General features: G+C 67.6%; 17 protein-coding genes. 13 read left to right on the forward strand and 4 right to left on the reverse strand.

Annotated features, from left to right (window positions below; all coding sequences use genetic code 11):
- The first annotated feature begins 93 nt into the window (after positions 1-93).
- The 7 genes from ACIRG5_RS40480 to ACIRG5_RS40510 all read left to right on the forward strand — a co-directional run bounded on the left by ACIRG5_RS40480 (position 94) and on the right by ACIRG5_RS40510 (position 6663).
- Entirely contained in the window at positions 94-1974 is a 1881-nt protein-coding gene (locus ACIRG5_RS40480) for an Hsp70 family protein (protein ID WP_402915282.1), read from the forward strand.
- 53 nt (positions 1975-2027) lie between these two features.
- Entirely contained in the window at positions 2028-3290 is a 1263-nt protein-coding gene (locus ACIRG5_RS40485) for an MFS transporter (protein ID WP_402915284.1), read from the forward strand.
- Between the two features lie 9 nt (positions 3291-3299).
- Complete coding sequence (locus tag ACIRG5_RS40490; protein ID WP_360043196.1) at positions 3300-3494, forward strand: DUF3046 domain-containing protein; 195 nt, start codon at positions 3300-3302, stop codon at positions 3492-3494.
- Positions 3495-3641: 147 nt separating this feature from the next.
- Positions 3642-4688: a recombinase RecA gene (recA, locus tag ACIRG5_RS40495; protein ID WP_090073224.1), complete on the forward strand. Its 1047-nt coding sequence runs from the start codon at positions 3642-3644 to the stop codon at positions 4686-4688.
- Positions 4689-4699: 11 nt separating this feature from the next.
- Entirely contained in the window at positions 4700-5209 is a 510-nt protein-coding gene (locus tag ACIRG5_RS40500) for a regulatory protein RecX (protein ID WP_402915288.1), read from the forward strand.
- 87 nt (positions 5210-5296) lie between these two features.
- Positions 5297-5752 (forward strand): MarR family winged helix-turn-helix transcriptional regulator, encoded by a 456-nt coding sequence (locus ACIRG5_RS40505; RefSeq protein ID WP_402915291.1) that lies wholly within the window; start codon positions 5297-5299, stop codon positions 5750-5752.
- A gap of 110 nt (positions 5753-5862) precedes the next feature.
- Positions 5863-6663, forward strand: coding sequence for an alpha/beta fold hydrolase (locus ACIRG5_RS40510; protein WP_402915293.1), 801 nt, complete (start codon positions 5863-5865; stop codon positions 6661-6663).
- Positions 6664-6726: 63 nt separating this feature from the next.
- Here the strand turns inward: ACIRG5_RS40510 and ACIRG5_RS40515 are convergent, their stop codons facing one another.
- Complete coding sequence (locus tag ACIRG5_RS40515; protein ID WP_402915296.1) at positions 6727-7527, reverse strand: serine protease; 801 nt, start codon at positions 7525-7527, stop codon at positions 6727-6729.
- Between the two features lie 145 nt (positions 7528-7672).
- Between ACIRG5_RS40515 and ACIRG5_RS40520 the strand changes: the two genes are divergently transcribed.
- From ACIRG5_RS40520 to ACIRG5_RS40530, 3 genes are read left to right on the forward strand one after another with little or no spacing between them, the layout of a single operon-like run.
- Positions 7673-8434, forward strand: a complete 762-nt coding sequence (locus ACIRG5_RS40520; protein WP_402915299.1) for a hypothetical protein — start codon at positions 7673-7675, stop codon at positions 8432-8434.
- A 42-nt stretch (positions 8435-8476) separates the two neighbouring features.
- Positions 8477-9244: an RNA ligase family protein gene (locus tag ACIRG5_RS40525; protein WP_402915302.1), complete on the forward strand. Its 768-nt coding sequence runs from the start codon at positions 8477-8479 to the stop codon at positions 9242-9244.
- The gene (locus ACIRG5_RS40530; RefSeq protein ID WP_402915305.1) at positions 9237-10370 is read left to right on the forward strand and encodes an AAA family ATPase; all 1134 of its coding nucleotides are present in this window, start codon (positions 9237-9239) and stop codon (positions 10368-10370) included. Before ACIRG5_RS40525 ends, ACIRG5_RS40530 begins: the two co-directional genes overlap by 8 nt.
- Positions 10371-10640: 270 nt before the next feature.
- Here the strand turns inward: ACIRG5_RS40530 and ACIRG5_RS40535 are convergent, their stop codons facing one another.
- Positions 10641-11870 (reverse strand): DUF4142 domain-containing protein, encoded by a 1230-nt coding sequence (locus ACIRG5_RS40535; RefSeq protein WP_402915307.1) that lies wholly within the window; start codon positions 11868-11870, stop codon positions 10641-10643.
- 259 nt (positions 11871-12129) lie between these two features.
- Here ACIRG5_RS40535 and ACIRG5_RS40540 point away from each other — a divergent pair, with 259 nt between their 5' ends.
- The 3 genes from ACIRG5_RS40540 (at position 12130) to ACIRG5_RS40550 (ending at position 15890) form a co-directional block, all read left to right on the forward strand.
- Positions 12130-12657 carry a sigma-70 family RNA polymerase sigma factor gene (locus ACIRG5_RS40540; RefSeq protein ID WP_319978331.1) on the forward strand — a complete coding sequence of 176 codons (528 nt, stop codon included), beginning with the start codon at positions 12130-12132 and terminating at the stop codon, positions 12655-12657.
- Between the two features lie 32 nt (positions 12658-12689).
- Positions 12690-13103 (forward strand): zf-HC2 domain-containing protein, encoded by a 414-nt coding sequence (locus ACIRG5_RS40545; RefSeq protein WP_402915310.1) that lies wholly within the window; start codon positions 12690-12692, stop codon positions 13101-13103.
- A 246-nt stretch (positions 13104-13349) separates the two neighbouring features.
- Positions 13350-15890, forward strand: a complete 2541-nt coding sequence (locus ACIRG5_RS40550; protein WP_402915312.1) for a LuxR C-terminal-related transcriptional regulator — start codon at positions 13350-13352, stop codon at positions 15888-15890.
- Here the strand turns inward: ACIRG5_RS40550 and ACIRG5_RS40555 are convergent.
- On the reverse strand, positions 15850-17085 hold the full coding sequence (locus ACIRG5_RS40555; protein WP_402915315.1) for an MFS transporter: 1236 nt from the start codon (positions 17083-17085) through the stop codon (positions 15850-15852). The genes ACIRG5_RS40550 and ACIRG5_RS40555 overlap by 41 nt on opposite strands.
- Positions 17085-18947: a PEP/pyruvate-binding domain-containing protein gene (locus ACIRG5_RS40560; RefSeq protein WP_402915318.1), complete on the reverse strand. Its 1863-nt coding sequence runs from the start codon at positions 18945-18947 to the stop codon at positions 17085-17087. The genes ACIRG5_RS40555 and ACIRG5_RS40560 overlap by 1 nt, the downstream gene beginning before the upstream one ends.
- Positions 18948-19173 lie beyond the last annotated feature (226 nt).

Genomic DNA, 19173 nt, shown 5'->3' on the forward strand with positions numbered 1-19173 from the left:
CCGGGGTCTGACAATTTCCGATCGCGCAGGTCCGAGCACCCGGCGAAGCCCTCTGTGGCACGATCACCGCAGTACGTCTGCGAGGGGAGCACGGTGCGCGTCCTGTCCGTCGACCTGGGCACCGCCAACACGGTTGCGGTGCTGTCCGACCACGGCGTGGTGGATGTGGACGGTGGGCCGACGATGCCCTCGTCCGTCTACCTCGACGAGGACGGCTCCCTGCGCGTCGGCAGAGAAGCGGAGCGGCGTTCGCGTCAGGACCCGTCGCGCTACGAGGCGAACCCCAAGCGCCACATCGACAAGGCGACCCTCAAGCTCGGCGAGCAGAACCTGCCGGTCAACGACGCGCTCGCGGCCATCTACGCCCGCGTGCTGGAGGCCGTCACAGCGCTGCTGAAAGGCGAGCACCTCGACGAGATCCGCCTGACGCACCCGGCGGAGTGGGGCCCGAGCAGGCGCAACAAGCTGCTGTCCTCGGCCAGGCTCGCGGGCATGACCGGCGAGCTCGTGCCGGTTCCCGAGGCCACCGCGGTCGCCTCGCTCAGCGGCGGCCGCCCGCTCGCCGTCTACGACTTCGGCGCCGACACGTTCGACGTCTCCGTGCTCGACGCCCAGCACCGCATCCTCGCCGACGGCAGCCTCAGCGACGTCGGCGGTCTCGACGTCGACCAGGCGCTGCTGGAGCACATCGGCCGCACGGTCTCCCACAAGGACCCGGCCGGCTGGCAGCGGCTGATGCGCCCGGTCACGGTCGACGACCACCGCGCCCGCCTCGGCCTGCGCGAGGAACTGCGCCTCGCGAAGGAGGACCTCTCCGAGCTGCCTCAGGTCGAGGTGCTGATGCCGGAGCCGTTCGAGAAGGTCGTCATCACACGTGCCGAGCTGGAGGCGCTGGTCCGGTCGAGCCTGATCCGCACCACCGAGCTGCTCATCTCCACGGTGCACCGGGCCGGGGTCACGCCCGAGCACGTCTACCTCGTCGGCGGGTCCTGCCGGATGCCGCTGGTCGCGCAGATCATCGCGGAGAAGGTCGGCATCGTCCCGACCAACCCCGACCACCCGGAGACGATCGTCGCGACCGGCGCGCAGGTCGTGGACCGGGCGTCGATCACGCTCAGGGCCGAGGACGAGAAGCCCAAGTACGTCGAACCGCCCACGGTCGTGACCGCGCCGGTCAGCCCCGCCGTGAGCGGGCCGCACCCGGTGAACCCGAACGTCAGCGGCCCGAACCCGGTGGTCAGCGGCTCCTACCCGAGCGGTTCGTACCCGAGCGGGTCCTACCCGAGCGGGTCCTACCCGAGCGGCGCGTACTCGGCGAGCGGCGCCTACCCGGTCACCGGCCCGTACGCGGTGAACCCGAACGTCAGCGGCAGCTACCCGGCGAACTTCCCGCAGCAGGCGGCGAAGAAGAAGGACAACAAGAAGGTCCTCATCGGCGCCGGCGCGGCGGTCCTCGTGGTGGCGGGCGTCATCGGCGCGGCCTTCGCGCTGTCCGGCCCGAACCTGCCCAGCGCCGACGAGTGCAAGGACGACACCGCGCAGGACGGTCAGGGCTTCACGAAGTGCCTGCGCCAGCTCGCGGGCACCGTGCCGGACGGCGGCGGCTGCGAGAAGGCCGACTCCGCGCAGATCACCGGCATGGAGGAGATCAAGGGCACGGTCGTGAGCTGCACGATCCGCGACGGCTACGCGGTCCAGTACATCCTCACCGACAGCGTCACCGGCGCCGAGAACAACGCGGCCTCCATCGCGAAGTCGTTCCAGACCGACCACGTCGAGGCCGACTGGACCGGCAACGGCCTGGAGGGCGACTACCGCGCGGCCACGTCGAGCGGCACCGGTGTGCTGGTGTTCACCGCCAAGGGCCGTCCGATGTTCGGCATCCTCACCAAGACCGCCGAGGAGAACGCGGACGAGCTCAAGGCCGACGAAATGGCCGATTTCTTCGAGAAGTCCGTGCAGCCGGGGGAGTAACCGCCCCTGATGGACCTGTCGGCGAGAGGTCCCGTCGTGTCACGATCGTGATCATGTTGACCGTCGCGCCGCAGGTCGAACGCGTGCAGCGCAAGGTCGTCCGGGTCCTGACCGGCACCCAGATCCTGGGGTCGGCGGCGGTGACGATCGGCCTCGCGTTCAGCACGCTGATCGCCGCATCGCTCTCCGGGTCCGAGGCCGTCGGCGGGCTCGCGCAGACCGCGGCGGTCGCCGGTGCCGCGATGCTCGCCCTGCCAGGAGCCCGGCTCGCGCAACGCAGCGGACGTCGTCCCGCGCTCATCCTCGGCTACGGCATGGGCGGGCTCGGCGCCCTGATCGCCGCCGTCGCTGTGGGTCTCGGTCTGTGGCAAGTGCTGCTGGTGGGCCTCCTCCTGTTCGGAGGGGCGTCCAGTGCGAACTACGCGGCTCGTTATGCCGCAACGGATCTGGCGCATCCACAACGCCGTGCGCGTGAACTCTCCCGCGTGGTGTGGGCGGCCATGATCGGCGCGATCATCGGCCCGAACCTCGCCGATCCCGCGGGGAAGGCGGCCGCGTCCCTCGGCCTGCCCGCGGGGGTGGGGCCGTTCCTGCTGGCGGCCGTTGTGCTCGGCGCCGCCGTGCTGGTGATCCAGTTCGGACTGCGGCCGGATCCGCTGGTCGTCGTGAAGAGCACTCGACCGGTTGAATCTCCGGACTGCTGCGCGGGAGGTGCCAGCGGCGAGAGTCCCCGCGGCCTCAAGGTCTGGGCGACGCTCGGCCCGATGGCACGACTTGCACTCGTTGGTGTGACGTTGTGCCACACCGCGATGGTCGGGCTGATGTCGATGACACCCGTGCACATGAACCACGCCGGGTCGTCGTTGCGCGTGGTCGGCGTCGTGATCAGCCTGCACGTCGCCGCGATGTACGCGGCGAGCCCGCTGTTCGGGTGGATGGCGGACCGGCTGGGCCGCGTGCCGGTGCTCGCGATCGGCGCGTCGCTGGTGGTCGCGGCGTCCGGGGTCGCGGGCATGGCGCCCTCGCACGACGCCCCGCAGCTCGCCGCGGGACTGGCGCTGCTCGGGTTCGGCTGGTCGGCGGGGATGGTGGCGGGATCCGCGCTGCTGACCGAGTCCGTGCGGGTCGAGGACAGACCCGCCGCGCAGGGACTGTCCGATCTGGTGATGAACGTCGGCGCCGCCGTCGGGGGAGCGGTGTCCGGGATCGTCGTGACGGCGTGGTCGTACGCGGCGCTCGGGCTGATCGTCGGCTTCACCGCCCTGCCGCTGCTCGTCGTGTGCCTCTTCGCATCGCTGCGCAGGCCCGTTCGTTAGGGTCTCCCGGTGCGCATCACCATGTTCCGCAAACTCATGGCGGGGGAGTTCGGCCAGGTCAGGGCCGAGATGATCGCCCGCGACCACGTGCTGTCGTCGCTCGGGGGCCGTACCGCCGACGAGGCGCTGGAGGCCGGAACCGAGGCCAAGGAAGTCTGGATCGCGGTCTGCGAAGCGTTCGATGTTCCGGAAAATCGCCGCTGAGCGAGGTGCCGGGAGTGTCGCGTGTGCTCGAACACGTGTTCGGCTACAGTGGCCCCGACCCCCGGCTTCGCAGAATTGTCAGACCCCGCCAGTAGCGTCAGGTCCAACATGACGAAGCAACGGCAGACGACAAAAGGTGGACCCAAGATGGCACCCGCAGCACCCGACCGGGACAAAGCGCTCGAGCTGGCCCTGGCGCAGATCGACAAGCAGTTCGGCAAGGGCTCCGTGATGCGGCTCGGCGAAGAGGGCCGTGCCCCGATCGCCGTGATCCCGACCGGCGCGATCGCCCTGGACGTGGCGCTCGGCATCGGTGGCCTGCCGCGCGGCCGGGTCGTCGAGATCTACGGTCCGGAGTCGTCGGGTAAGACGACCGTGGCGCTGCACGCCGTGGCGAACGCGCAGAAGGCCGGCGGCATCGCGGCGTTCATCGACGCGGAGCACGCCCTCGACCCCGAGTACGCGAAGAAGCTGGGCGTCGACACCGACGCGCTCCTGGTGTCGCAGCCCGACACCGGTGAGCAGGCGCTCGAGATCGCGGACATGCTGGTCCGCTCCGGCGCGCTCGACATCCTGGTCATCGACTCGGTCGCCGCCCTCGTGCCGCGCGCCGAGATCGAGGGCGAGATGGGCGACAACCACGTCGGTCTGCAGGCCCGCCTGATGAGCCAGGCGCTGCGCAAGATCACGGGTGCGCTCAGCAACTCCAACACGACCGCGATCTTCATCAACCAGCTGCGTGAGAAGATCGGCGTGATGTTCGGCTCCCCGGAGACCACGACCGGTGGTAAGGCGCTGAAGTTCTACGCCTCCGTGCGTCTGGACGTGCGCCGCATCGAGACCCTGAAGGACGGCGGCGAGCCCGTCGGCAACCGCACCAGGGTCAAGGTCGTGAAGAACAAGGTCGCGCCGCCGTTCAAGCAGGCCGAGTTCGACATCCTCTACGGCAAGGGCATCAGCCGCGAGGGCTCGCTCATCGACATGGGCGTCGACCAGGGCATCCTGCGCAAGTCCGGCGCCTGGTACACCTACGAGGGCGACCAGTTGGGGCAGGGCAAGGAGAACGCCCGCAAGTTCCTGCTGGACAACCCGGACATCGCCAACGAGGTCGAGAAGCGCATCAAGGACAAGCTCGGCATCGGCGCGACCCTCGACGCCGACGAGACGGTTCCCGTCGCGCCGGTCGAGTTCTGAGGTCGTGAGGGTTGAACGAGGCTGAGGAGCAGCGCAAGGCGCGGGACATCTGCTACGCGCTGCTCACCGCTCGGGCCCGTTCCCGGCAGGAGCTGTACGACGCCCTGCTGCGCAAGGAGATCAGCCCCGGTGTCGCCGAGATCGTCCTCGGCAAGTTCGACCGTGCCGGTCTGATCGACGACGCGCAGTTCGCCGAGATGTGGGTGCGGTCCCGGCACACGTACAACGGTCTGGGCCGCCGTGCCCTGGCCATGGAACTGCGCCGCAAGGGCGTGGCGGACGAGGTGGTGGCCGAGGCCGTCGCCGCGGTCGACAGCGAGGCCGAGGAAGAGCGTGCCCGCGAACTGGTCCGCAAACGGCTGCGCACCATGTCCGGCGTGGACGAGACGGCGAAGATCCGTCGGCTCGTGGGTGCGTTGGCGCGCAAGGGTTATGCGGAGGGCCTCGCCTATCGTGTGGTGCGAGACGAGCTGCGCACCGCGGGGGCAGAGGCCTCGGCACTGGACGAGCCCTGGTCTTAGGCCAGGGCGGGTCCCGCTCACGTGTCCGTTGGCGTGCCGTAACCGATCACGCCATAGCGGTGGTTGGCTCCGAGTAGCCTGAAAAGCGTGAGCACTACTCCCGACGCGTCGTCCGTCGTGACCCCCACGGTCTCCGACCTGCTCTGCTTCGACCTCTACACGACGTCGCGGGCGGTCACGGGCTTCTACCGGCCGATCCTCGACAAGGCGGGCATCACCTACCCGCAGTTCCTGGTGATGCTGCTGCTGTGGGAGCGGGACTCGAGGCCGATCCGGGAGCTCGTGCACGAACTCGACCTGGAGTACAGCACGCTCTCGCCGTTGATCAAGCGGCTGGAGAAGAGCGGCCTGCTGGTGCGCGTAACGCATCCCGATGACGAGCGCTCGGTGCTCGTGCAGCTCACGGACAAGGGCCGTGACCTGCGGTGGATCGGTGCCGAGATGTTCAACCAGCTCGGCCAGGCGCTCGGCATGACGCTGGAGGAGATCACCGTTCTCCGCAAGGCGCTGAACCGGGTCAAGCACGGCGCCGAACGCCAGTGAGCTGAAACACATCGCGTGCGAGGTAAATCGTCGGGTAACTTACATCGTGCACGATCTAATCGAGCGCGATGCACCACCGTCAAGGTGGCCGACGAGAGAGTGAGAGACCAATGCGAGTTCGCAAGGTGTTCGCGGTTCTGGGGACGCTGCTGGCGCTGGCTGCCGTTGTTCCGTCCGGCGCCGGTGCCGCGGAGGAGACCGAGAAGCAGGGCGCCAAGAAGCCGACCGTCGTGCTGGTGCACGGTGCGTTCGCCGACGCGTCCAGCTGGAACGGTGTCGTGGAACGCCTGCAGCGCAAGGGATTCCCGGTCGTCGCGGTCGCGAACCCGCTCCGGTCCGTCACCGGCGACGCGAACTACCTGCGCAAGGTGCTCGCCTCGATCGACGGCCCGATCGTTCTCGCCGGACATTCCTACGGCGGCATGGTCCAGTCGCAGGCGGCGCTCGGCAACCCGAACGTGAAGTCGCTCGTCTACGTCGCGGCGTTCGCACCGGAGAAGGGCGAGAGCGCCCTCGAACTGTCGAACAAGTTCCCGGGCAGCACCCTCGGCGACACGCTGTCGACGATCGACATCGGAGACGGCAGCAAGGACCTGACGATCCAGCAGGACAAGTACTGGCAGCAGTTCGCGGCCGACGTGTCCCGCAAGGACGCGACGCTGGCGGCGGCGACACAGCGGCCGATCAACGACACCGCGCTGACCGAGAAGGCCGGCGAGCCCGCGTGGCACACCATCCCGTCGTACTTCGTGGTGGCGGGCAAGGACAAGAACATCCCGATCGCCGCGCAGAAGTGGATGGCCGAGCGCGCCCACGCCCGTGCGGTCGTCGAGGTCCGGGGCGCCTCGCACTCGGTGGCGGTGTCGCAGCCGGACACCGTGGCCGACCTGATCGCGCGCGCCGCGCGGTAGTTCTGAGGACGAAAGACGGGGAATCCGGGACGCGGGCAGGGGCGTCCCGGATTCCCCGCGTTCTCAGGGCTTCGCGAGCGTGCAGCCGGGCAGCGCCAGGTTCAGCGTCGTGCCGGAGCCGAAGCAGGAGGCGAAGCCGAAGGTCTGCTGGCCGTAGTTGGTGCCCTTGCGAACGGTGATCTTGCCGTCGGCGTCGACCTCGCACGGGTTGTTCATCGTGCAGCGGCCGCCGCTCTCGTTGCCGGTGTTGTTGACACCGACGACCTTGCCGCTCGCGTTGTCGATGATCGGCGAACCCGACGTGCCGCCGATGGTGTCGCACGAGGGCGTGTAGCGCAGCGAGTCATGCCACGTCCAACTGGCTTCCTTGACCTGGTGGACGAAGCCGTCGATCTGGCAGGAGTAGATCTTCTTCCAGTACCCGGAGACGATCTGGATCTCCGTCCTGGCGGCGGGCCGCGAAGCCGACAGTTCGAGCGCGCGACCGCCGTGCTGCCGCTGGATCTGCTGGTACGTCGAGTCGAGCCGGTAGAGCGCGGCGTCGGTGCCGGTCATCGTCGCGTAGACGATCTTGGAGCTCTTCAGCTTCCCGATCTCCGCACCGGAGCCGCCGAGCAGCGTGAACGTGCGGTCCACCGGCTTGTCGACGATCACCTGGCCCGGCTTCATGAGCTCGACGCAGTGGCCGTTCGTGAGGACGAGCGCCTGGTCCACGGGAGCCGAGGAAGGCAGGCGGACCAGCGAGCCGGAGCAGTTGCTCAGTTTCACCACGCCGGTGAAGTCGACGGCGGCCTGTGCCGGTGTCGTCGTCACGCCGAGCACGGCGATCGCTGCGAGCAGGATTCCGGCGAGTCGTCGTGCCATGTACGGATCGTAGTCGCTTCGCTACCTTCGGGAGTCGGCTGACTGGCCGATCGTAACTCGATCGAGTGACGCTGCCGGGCGCCGCTAACGGGTAAAGCAGACCAATCGACGTCGTGGTCACACATCGCAACCGCCAGGAGCCGTGATGACCTATCCGCCGCCCGTCTACGCCCCGCCTCCGGTAGCACCGCGGAAACCCACAAGATTCGGTGCGCTCGCCTGGACCGCGGTGATCCTCGGGATCGTCGGTGTCGTCGGCTCATGGGTCATCTTCCTCAACAACCTCACAGCGATCGCCGCGTTCGTCGGGATCGTGCTCGGCGTCATCGCGTTGTTCGGCACCCGCAAGGTTCTCGCGGCGGTCGGTGTCGTCCTTTGTGTCCTGGCGATCGTCTTCACCGTGGTGGCGCAGCAGGCCGCGGCCAAAGAGTTCGACAAGATCCTCAACGGTGACGTGAACCAAGGGCAGGTCGGCGCGCCCGGTGAGACCGCCCGGCAGGACGCGATCGCCGAGAATCCCACGTGGGGCAAGCGGTACTCGTGGGCGAACGGCCTCTCCGTCGACGTCGCCGCGCCGGTCGCGTGCACACCCGGCCAGTACGCGGCGCCGCCGAAAATCGCCCGCGCCGTCAAGTTCGAAATCACCATCACCAACGGGACGAGTGCCGCGTTCGAGACCGCGCTGATGTCGGTCGGCACCGACGCGCAGTTCAACGGGCAGAAGGCCGACATGGTGTTCGACAGCAGCGGCGGCTGCGACAGCACGTTCGACTCGGCGACCGTGCTGCCGGGCAAGACCTACACCTTCCACGTCGCGTACGCGGTCGGCGCGCAGCCCGGTGAGATGCAGCTCGTGTTCGAGCCGACCTTCAACTCCGACAAGGCGGCGTTCGTCGGCCAGGCGTAAACCGTTCGCTCGCGGGCGCGCGAACGGGATACAAATCGGGGCATGTTGCGCAAGTACCCGCGAACGCCCCACCTGGAGGGCTCGCGCCTGCAACCGGGCGACGAGGACCTCGACCAGGTGCCGTTCCGCGCGATCGCGGGGCGGCACCTCGTCGTCGAGGAGAAGCTCGACGGCGCCAACGCGGGCATCAGCTTCGACTCCGGCGGTGTGCTGAAACTCCAGTCACGCGGCCATTTCCTGGCGGGCGGGCCGCGGGAACGGCAGTTCGCACCGTTGAAGGCGTGGGCCGCGACGCACCAGGGCGTGCTGTGGGAGAGGCTCGGCACACGGTACGTGCTCTACGGGGAATGGTTGTACGCCAAGCACACCGTGTTCTACGACGCGCTGCCGCACCACTTCTGCGAGTTCGACCTGCTCGACCGCTCTTCCGGGGAGTTCCTGTCCACGCCGGAACGTCGCCGGGTGCTCGCGGGCACGCCGGTGGTGTCCGTGCCGGTGTTGCACGAGGGGCCGTTGCTTCGGTTGAAAGACCTCACCGCGTTGATCGGCCCGTCCCGGTGCCGCACTCCGGGGTGGCGTGACGCGTTGGTTGAGGCGGTGCGGGCGGCGGGGCAGGATCCAGAAGTCGTTGTCGCGGAGACGGATTCGGACGACGACATGGAAGGCCTCTACATCAAGGTGGAGGAGGACGGGCGCACGGTCGAGCGCTACAAGTGGGTGCGGCCGACGTTCGTCACCGCCGTGCTGGACTCGGGCAGCCACTGGCAGAACCGCCCGATCCTGCCGAACCAGGTGGCGGCCCATGTTTGAGCGACTCTGCCCCTCGGGTCCGCACTGGACGCTCGACTGGGACGCCGTCCGCTCGGCGTTCCCGTGGGTGCGCGCAATGGAAGGCGTGCCGCAGGACCCGGTGCACCACGCCGAAGGCGACGTCGCCACGCACACCCGGATGGCCTGCGAGGCCCTGGTGTCGCTGCCCGAATGGCGTGCGCGTCCCGAACCGGACCGCGTGCGGTTGTTCACGACGGTGCTGCTGCACGACGCCGCGAAGCCGTTCCGCACACAGATCGCGGACGGCCGAGTCACCGCGCACGGACACTCGCGCGCCGGAGATCTGCTGGCGCGCAAGCTGCTGTGGGAGATGGGACGCCCGATCGCCTGGCGCGAGCACGTCGCCGCGCTGATCCGGCACCACCAGGTGCCGTTCTGGGCACTGGAACGTCCCGATCTCGACCGCATCGCGTTCCGGGTGAGCCTGCTCGCGCGCAACGACGACCTCGCGACGCTCGCCCGCGCCGACATCCTCGGCCGGATCTGCGGCGACGCCGACTCGGTGCTGGACAACATCGCGCTGTTCGAGGAGTACTGCCGCGAACGCGACTGCCTCGACCGGCCCCGCGCCTTCCCGTCCGACCATGCCCGCTTCCAGTACTTCCACACGCCCGGCCGCGACCCGGACTACGCCGCCTACGACGACACGCGCGTCGAGGTGACAGTGCTGTCCGGCCTGCCGGGAGTAGGCAAGGACCACTGGATCGCCCAGCACCGGCCGGACTGGCGCGTGGTAAGCCTCGACACGGTGCGCTCCCGGCTCGGCATCGACCCTGACGGCGACCAACGCGCGGTGGCCGCCGCCGCGTTCGAGGAAGCCCGCGTGCTCCTGCGGGCGGGGGAGCGGTTCGTCTGGAACGCGACCAACATCTCCCAGCAAATTCGTGAGCGCTGCATCGGACTCGCGGCCGACTACCACGCCCGGATCACCCTGATCGGCCTCGAAGCGCCGAAGACCGTGATCCACGCGCGCAACCGCGTCCGTCTGGAACCGGTACCGGCCGCCGTGATCGACCGGCTCGCCGGCAAGTGGGAGGCGGTCGATCCCACCGAGGCGCACACCGTCGAACGGGTGGACACGGCACGGACCTCGACACGTCCGTAAGCCGCCGCCGGCAGACTCGAACCACGCTCCAAGATCCATATATCGGTTCGGCCGGGCCCAGTGCTGCTCGGCCTGTTTGCACGTTCACCTTGATTATGTCAACCCGCCACCCCTGCTGACCTGGCCCTTAGCAATGACACTTTGGACTTCGTCGTCAAAAGAGTCGTTGCAAAGGTGTAGATGAGGTGCGCCCGGCGGGCTGCGGAGGCCCGCCGGGCGCCCATATATCGGTTGGCGAGGGCGGCAGCCGATATATCGGTGGGCAAGTGGTCAGCGGCGGTGTTCGCCGTGATGGCCGATGGCTCGGACGAGCCAGAGGGTGCCTGCGCCGGCGACGACGAGTACGGCGATGCCGGTGAGGAAACCGACGCTCGTGGACGAGTCGTCGGGCTGGGGCGGCGGGCTGCTGTTGGACTTCTGCTGCGCGATGGGCGGGACGTTCGTCATCTGCAGCGAGTTCGCCTTCACCAGGCCGGTGCTCTCCAGCAGGAGCATGTGCTTGAGCAGGAGGGTCAGGGCGGTCTGCGCGGCGATGCGCGCGGGGACGTTCTTGGTCGTCGCGCGGGCGTGGGCGACCTGAGTGATGAGCGAGCCGTCGGCGGCGCGGGACAGGTTCGCGTACATGCGGTCGAGATCGTCGCCGGAACTGGACGAGATGGCGTTCGCCCACGACTTCTGTTCCGTCGTCGGTTCGACCGGGAGGTCCACACCGATCTGCCGGGCGGCCTCGGTGACCGCCTGGGTCAGCTGGGTGTGCTCGGCGGCGAGCTGGCCCGCGACCTTGCGGACCTTCGCGTCCCGGGCGCGATCGGAGCTCTCGCGGCTGGACGGTTTCTGCCAAAGCGAATGCTGGGTGAGCATCACGAGCAATTCCCGGTCCGACGGTTCGATGTTCTGGCCGATGACGCGGACCGCGTTCACCTGAGCCTTGGCCGTCACCAATTCGAGTGCCGACGGGTCGACCTTGCCGGTGTTCTCCAGAACCGTCATCGTACGAATCAGCATTTGCACGGTCTGGTGGGCGAGTGTGCGAATTGTGGTGTTCTGCGTTGTTGCCCGCGTTTGCACGGCCATGACGAGAAGGCCGCCCTGGGTCTGCCGGACGATCGTCGCGTAGGCGCGGTCGTGGTTGTCCCCGGTGCGTTGCGCCATCTCGTCGATGAGCGCCTGGTGCTCACTGCTGACGTCGTTCGGCAGGACCACGCCGAGTCCTTCGGCGGATTTCAGGAGGTCGATGTCGAGTCGTGAATGCCCTTCGAAGATGTCCCGTCCGGAGTTGCCTATTCCTGTATTCGTCGTCCGCGCCGGAGCTTCTTTGCTCACCGGTACCAGCCAAGAGTTTGCTTGGCGCAGAGATACCATGAATGAGCGGTCCGACGACTGCACTTCTGTCGATTGCGCATTGGCTGGGACGACTCCGATGAAAGCCCCCAGAAATACGACAGACAGGATGGTAAACAGCGCTGCGTGCTGCCCCAGCGTGCCCAACCGGTGACGCATAGTGCCCGTTCCCTCCCGTGATCGAGCTGCCTTCAAAGGTGATACGCGCAGGTGAGGTCAGGGTTCACGGATGCGCTCAGACATGTATGTGACGTGCATCACACAGCAATCTGCGAACCATTCGGACTGAATTTACGTACCCGAGAGGTTTTCGCGTTCGGGATGTACTATCTGGAGGATTCCACGCTCGGCCACCGAGTCGCTAGGTCTGCCGCCCGAAGCGAACCCGTCGCCGATATCTGGGGAGGTCGTCAGCTTCATGGGTGATCAGGGCAAGGTCGCACAAGCCCACCAGGACGAAGAATTGCTCACGCTGCTCTACGGTCAGTTTCAGCGGATGCTGTTCTCGCAGGTCCTGTGCCTGACCAACTACGACCGCCAGTGGACGGAAGACGTTGTTCAGGAGACGTTGATCAGGGCTTGGCAGAACTCCGCGCATCTCGTTCGTGAACCCGGGATGTTGCGCGGTTGGCTTTGTACTGTGGCTCGTCGCATTGTGATCGACGGATGGCGAAGCCGACAGGCGCGCCCGCAGGAAGTGGAATTGTTGCGCCCGGACATCGCCGAATCTCCGGACGACACCGAACAGACACTTTCGGTGATGGTCATTACCGATGTAGTACGCCAATTGAGTGACGAGCACCGTTCAGCCATCTACGAAACGTATGTCATGGGGCGAACGGTGAGGGAGGCCGCGATCGTTCTCGGAATTCCCGAAGGAACCGTCAAGTCCCGGCTGTACAAGGCGATGCACACGATCCGCCGGGCGCTGCAGGACAGGAGCTAGTGATGGTGACCCGTCAACCACATCACGAGCACGTGGGAGCAGGAGCAGCACAGGACCAGGACCAGGACGACGAAAACCGCACGAGCCCGGAAGGGCCGTGCGGTGATGTCGCGGGGTACGCGCTGGGTGTGCTCGACGCGGCCGAGCACGTGATGTTCTCCCGGCACCTAGCCGGGTGCGAAGACTGCAAGCGCGACGTGGCCGACTTCGGCACGTTCGCGCCGATGTTGCGGCCGGTGCTGCGGGAGAACCCGCCCGGCGCGCGTCAGCCGTGCCCGATCGCCCGCAGCATCCTGCTGGTGGCGGCGGGCGTCGTGGTGGCCATCGCCGCGGTGCTGTCGGTCGTCGAGTCGCTGTCCTCGCACGCCGACCCGATCGATGTCGGCAGTCTCACTCGCGCGCAGTCCACTCACGCCCAGCCGTTTGAGCGGCTCGGCCGTGTGTAACTCTCGCTGCGACACGGAGCGGGGGCCGGCGAGCAGGCAGGCGAGGCGGAGCCATCCGCGCACCAGCCTGGCCACGATCATCACTCGCTCCCACTCACCACTGCGAACAGCTCACAGTTCCGTTCACCGTTACCTGTGGGTAAGTTTGCCCGACGACGAAGCGCAGGTCTTTACGGTCGCTACCGAAGGAACCACCGAACCTTCGACCTGCGGTCCTCTCGGTACCGAAGGCAGGGGTAGACAGAGGTGACATCTCCACTGCTCGGCCGGGACGCGGAACTCGCGACTCTCGGACGCTTGCTGGACGACGCTGTGCGGGGCACGGGCTCCTGCGTGGTCGTGACCGGCGGGTTCGGCATCGGCAAGACGGCGCTGCTCGACGCGCTCGCTGCCGAGGCCCGCGGACGCGGGTTCACCGTCCGCCTGGCCAAGAGCGCCCGCCTGGAGAGCCACCTCCCCGGCGCGGTGGTGCGCCAGCTCGCGCCGTGTCTCGCCAACGAACACGACCTGGAAGAGCTGTACGCGCGTGCCGCGAACTCCGCGCGCAAGGGCCCCATTCTCATGGTCATCGACGATGTGCACGTCGCCGACACCTTCTCCAAGCGCGCGCTCGCGTACCTGCGTCCACGGCTGCAGCAGATGCCGGTCGTCATCGCACTGGGTGCGTCCCAGGGCTACCTCAACATCGACGAGGTCACGCTGCCCGAGATCGCCGGTGCCCACCCGCACCGGATCGATCTCGCCGGCCTCGACGTCGCGGCCATCGAAAGCCTCACCGAAACCTTCCCCGGCCGTGACGCGCGGCGTTGCCACGAGCTCACCGGCGGCAACCCCTACCTCCTCCAGGCCTTGCTGCGCGAGGAGGGCGAGGGTTCGGCGGCCGTCGGCGAGATGATCGGCATGCGGCTGCGCGAGTACACCGGAGCCGCCGAGGTCGCCCGATCCGCAGCCGTCCTGGACGGTGACGCGGGCCTCGAACTGCTGTCCGCGCTCACCGGCTTCGACGCGCTGCCCGCCGTCGACACGCTCGTCCGCCTCGGCGTGCTCGCCGACACCGACCCGCTGACGTTCCGGTATCCGTTCGTGCGCAACAGCATCCTGGCCGACATGCCGATCGCCGTGCGTTCCGCCGCGCACGCCCGCGCCGCCTGGCTGCTGTTCGAGTCGGACGCTCCCGACGAGCGCGTCGCCGAGCACGTGCTGAAGGCCAGATCCGTCCGTTTACCGTGGGCCGTCGACGTGCTGCGCGAGGTCGGCGGCGTCGAGCACCTGGAACGGGCGCTCGAGGAGCACCTGTCCGATGAGGACCGGCTGGCGATCGAGGTCGAGCTCGGTCACACAGAACACCTGCAGGACAACGCACTGGGCCGCGATCGCGTCCGCGACGCCCTGGTGCAGTGCGAGGACCCGAACCTCGCCGCGAACGTCGCGCTGTCGTTGATCCAGCGCATGTGCACGGGCTCGGACGCGCACTTCGCGGTCTCGCTGGCGATCATGGTCGTCGCGCGGCTGCTGCCGGAGGACCGGGACAAGGTCTGGAACCTCGTCTGCACCACGTATCTCCTGGCCGCCAACCGCGACGCGCACATGGCCAACTGCGCCGGCAGGTACTTCGACGACCTGGTCGGCGACGTCCCGAAGGACCCGAACCTCAAGCGAGCCCGGTCGGCGTTGCTCGCGGTCGGCAACGCCCGCAGCGGTGACTCGTACTCCGAAGCCGTCGAGTACGCGCTGGAAGCACTCGAAGGCGACTGGGTCGACGTCTTCGGCGAGCCCTACATCTTCACGTTCATGGTGCCGGTGCTCGGCGACGATCCCGAGCACATCAACAAGTTCTGGCTCTCGCACAGCACCGCGCCGGTCTCGCACGACCCGCACCTGCGGCGCGGGATGCTCAGCATGATCGCCCGCGCCTCGACCTTCCACAACAGCGGCGACCTGGCCCGCGCGTACACGTTCCTGACGCCGCCGGTCTCGACCGGCAACAGGGACTGCCCCGCCGTCGTGCTCGCGACCGCGAAGCTGGCCGAGGTCTGCATCGAGATGGGGCAGTTCGACGAGGCCGCCCCGCTCGTCGCCGAGGACGGCAACCTGTTGCAGCACATCAACATCGTCTATGCCCGCGGCCGGCTCAAGCTCGCGTCCTGCCACGCTGAGGGCGCGCTGGAGGACCTGCTGGAGGCGGGCCGGCGGCTCGCCACCCGCGAGATGCCCAACCCCGCGCTGATGGCGTGGCGGCACCACGCCGTGCGCGCCTACCTGGCACTCGGCAACCGTGACGACGCCGCCCGGCTGGCGCACGAGGAACTCGACCTGGCCAAGCGGTGGGGGTCTCCGAGGGTGATCGGGACCGCGATGATGAGCGTCGGCATCAGCACTGACGACGTCGACGTCCTCGCTGAGGCGGAACAGATCCTCGGCTCGTCACCGCACCGGCTGCTGCACGCCCAGTCGTCCTACTGGCTCGGCCACCACCTGCGCCGCAAGGGCCGCACCGAGGCGGCGGCCCCGCACCTGCGCAAGGCGTTCGAACTGGCCCGCCAGCTCAGCGCGCACCCGCTGGCCAAGCTCGCGGGCGACGAGGTCCGCGACGAGGACGACCAGGTGCAGGGCCTGACCAAGCAGGAGAACCGGGTCGCGCGGATGGCGGCGCAGGGCCTGACGAACCGGCAGATCGCCGAAGCCCTGCACCTCACCCGCCGCACCGTCGAACTGCACCTGTCGAGCGCCTACCGCAAGCTCGGCATCACGGGACGAGCTGAGCTCGTCGCCGCCTTGTGGTCCTGACCGCGATCAGCAACCCCGCCAGCAACGCCATCATGATCACGGTGACGACCGACGACAGCACCAGGAACTCGTCGAGCCGACCGCTGGAGAGGTAGGCGCCGAGCGCGACCGCGACGACCGCGCACACGGCACGGTCCATGATGGACTCCATCGACAGAAGCGTTGCGCGGTAACGGGAGTCCGGGATCGCGTCGTTGAGCAGCTTCTTCTGGATGGGAAAGCTCATGCCCGCCGTCACGGAGAACAGGCACAGCAACACGATCGTCACGACACCGCCGGACGGCACGACGAAGCCGATCGCCAGCGCCATCACGACGGTCAGCAGGAACACCGATCTGGCCGGCCCGATCCTGCGCGACAGCCAGTGCGGTCGGGCGGCCGCGATCGCCTCGAAGATCGTCATCGCGGCGAGCACCGAGCCGTACCAGCCGACCGAGACGTCCTTCGACTCCAGCACCGGCTGGAACAGGTTCACCTGTAGGATCCGCACCAGCGTGAACATCGCGATGCCCTGGATCATCAGCAACAGCAGCCAGCGCGACGTCCTGAGCGAACCGAACGCGCCGCCGACGCCCGCGAGCAGCTTTGCCGTCTTGCCCTGCGGGCGTTGCCAACCCGGAATCGGCGGCAGCCGCAGCGCCAGCACGACGGCGATCGCGGCGTTGATCGCGGTGAGCCAGTACGGCGACGGCATGTTCCACTGCATCAGCAGGCCGATCACCGGCCAGTACACGATCTTGCCGACCAGGCTGTACGACCGTCCGACGCCCTCGACCTTCAGGTAGAGGTGCCCGGCGTCGTGCGCGTGGAGGTACTCGTACAGGTACGCGCTCTGAGCACCGGAGATCAACGACCTCGCCAGCGCGATCAGCAGGAAGTGCACCAGGAACCCGGTGTAGTTCCCGGCGAGCACCGGCACCAGGTTCGCGACGACCAGCACGCTCGCCCCGAGCCACAGCGACGTGCGGTAGTCGAAGCGGTCCGCGACCATGCCGGTCGGGATCTCCAGCAGGCAGAACGCGATGTAGTAGATCGACTGGATGCCGAAGATCTCGGCGTCGCTGAGCCCGAGCTGCTTCTGGTACTCGTAGAAGATCGGGATCCACAGCAGCAGCCCGAAGAAGAACTGGAAGCCGTACGTCAGGCGGACGGCACGCGCCACATCCGGAGTCGCCGGTACGCGAAGACCCAGCATCAGATCGAGTACGGCCGCAGCTGCAGGACGTACAGGACGTCGTCGGTGGCGAGCCACTCGATGTCGACCGGCGAGTCGAACGTGTAGTCCGGCGAGAAGTGCGCCTGCAGCAGCCGTCCGACGATCGCGAGCCGTTGCAACTGCGCGTGGGCCTTGATGCCGAGATCTTCCTTGGCGTCACCGAGGGAGACCGTGCGGCCGCCACCCTCGACAGTGGAGTAGAGGTACTGCATCGGCTGCTTCGAGCCTTCGACGACGTCGGTGACGTTCGGCGACACGTTGACGTAGACGTTGCGGAAGTCGTTGCGGTTCATCGGGTTCGTCGTGACCATGACCCCGCCGAAGTCGGCCCTGACCTGCTCCTGGACCACGACGCCCATGAAGCAGTCGTCCAGCGAGATGCCCGCCTGCTGCCGAAGACGCACGCTGCGGGCGGACACGAGAGACGCCCACACCTCCTTGACCGACTCCACGATCTTTTCGGCAGTGGTCACGTGGTTGTACGACTCGTAGATGCCCGCGGCGGAGAACCCGGCGAGGTCCTCGGCGTTCGACGAGCTGCGCACCACGAACGTCCGCACGCCCGCGAGGTTCTCGACCAGCGCGGTGTCCAGTTCGGACAGCAGGTAGTCCGGCACGCGGGTCTTGCGGATCAGCTGCTGCAGCTCGACGCACAACGGCTCGATCTCGCGGGCGTTGAGCTCCAGCGCCATCTTCAGCTTGCCGATGGCCTGCTGGATCTTCGGCGACGACTCCAGGAAACCCTGGTGCATCGAGAACGGGAGGGCGACGCCGCGCGGGACCCGAACCCGTTCCGTGAGCAACTGCTGGGCGGCGGCGAGCAGATCGTCGTCCTCGGTCTTGTTCAGCAGCTTCGCCAGGTAGGGCATGAGGTTGTCGCGCGGCGGGCGCGGCACCGAGAAGAACCCGAGCAGACGGCGCGGCGACTCGGTGGCGAGCACGTGGTGCAGCTCGCCGAGGTTCGCGGCCTTCGTGCCGTAGCGGTGGCGGTCGTTGTAGCGGATCCTGCCGAGGGCGAGGATCGGGTTGTAGGTGTGCTCGGGCTCGTCGAGCGTGACGCGCTGCGCGTACCAGGCGGGCCGCTGGCCGGCGTCCTGCGGCTCATCGATCAGGCGCAGCCCGACCTCGGCGCCGCGCGGGGACACCTCGTACTCGACCCACTGGCCGTCGAGGTTCTCCCGATCGATCAGGTCGAACGCGCCGATCTGGATGGCGTTCGGGATGGACCAGCCGGTCGCGAGGACGTTCGTGTGCGACAGGGGAGTGGTGTGCCCGGCGTTGATGATGCCGGCGAGCCGCGGAATGTCGTCGGGAACGCGGTGCATCACGACGATGTCGAACCACTCCAGCGTGTTCTCGCGGTACTCCTGCTCGCTGCGGAATGCGCGCAAACGGCCCTTCGTGATGCCGGGGTTCAACGCGACGAACTCGGCGGTCGAGAACAATTCGTGCGCCAGGATCCGTGGAAGCCTTTCCACGGGCAGCTCCGCCATCTCCTGTTCCTGAAGATGGTTCGCCGGCTTGAAGAACAACGGCACAGCTGCGTCGACGTTCTTGCGCACCTCGGCGTGGAAGAACTCGATCATGTCCGCCGACATGGTGTCGACCTCGACCGTCTCCAGCGAGAACATCCGCCTGTCCTCGCGCTTGTGCAGCGACAGGATGCCGAGGAAGAACCGCCGGTCAGAGGCGTGGTAGAAGCTCTGGTTGAACTCGTCGATCCGCGCACGCATCTCGGTCTCGGCGATGCCCAGGATCTCGGTTCCGATGTAGAGAGCGTGGAACTCGTGACGTGCGTTGTTCAGGAAGTGGATCGTATCGTTCTGTCGGTCGACCACCACCTTGACGAATGAATAACCACCCAGACTGCCGGACAGCTGGTTGAATGCCGACATAGTCAGCTGTTCTCCGACCAACCCCGCAACGTCGGCTTCCTGGACAGCCACACCCGCTCCTCTCGTGCGTTATTGCAACGAGCAAGTGTGACACCCGGGAGTTTGGGGTTATTCCGGTTGAAATCTCAATTGGTAGCCGTTCGGTTCACTTTTCCTCAAACCCCGGTTAATT

This window comes from Lentzea sp. NPDC102401 (assembly GCF_044765805.1).
In the GTDB taxonomy this organism is placed as follows: Bacteria; Actinomycetota; Actinomycetes; order Mycobacteriales; family Pseudonocardiaceae; genus Lentzea; species Lentzea sokolovensis.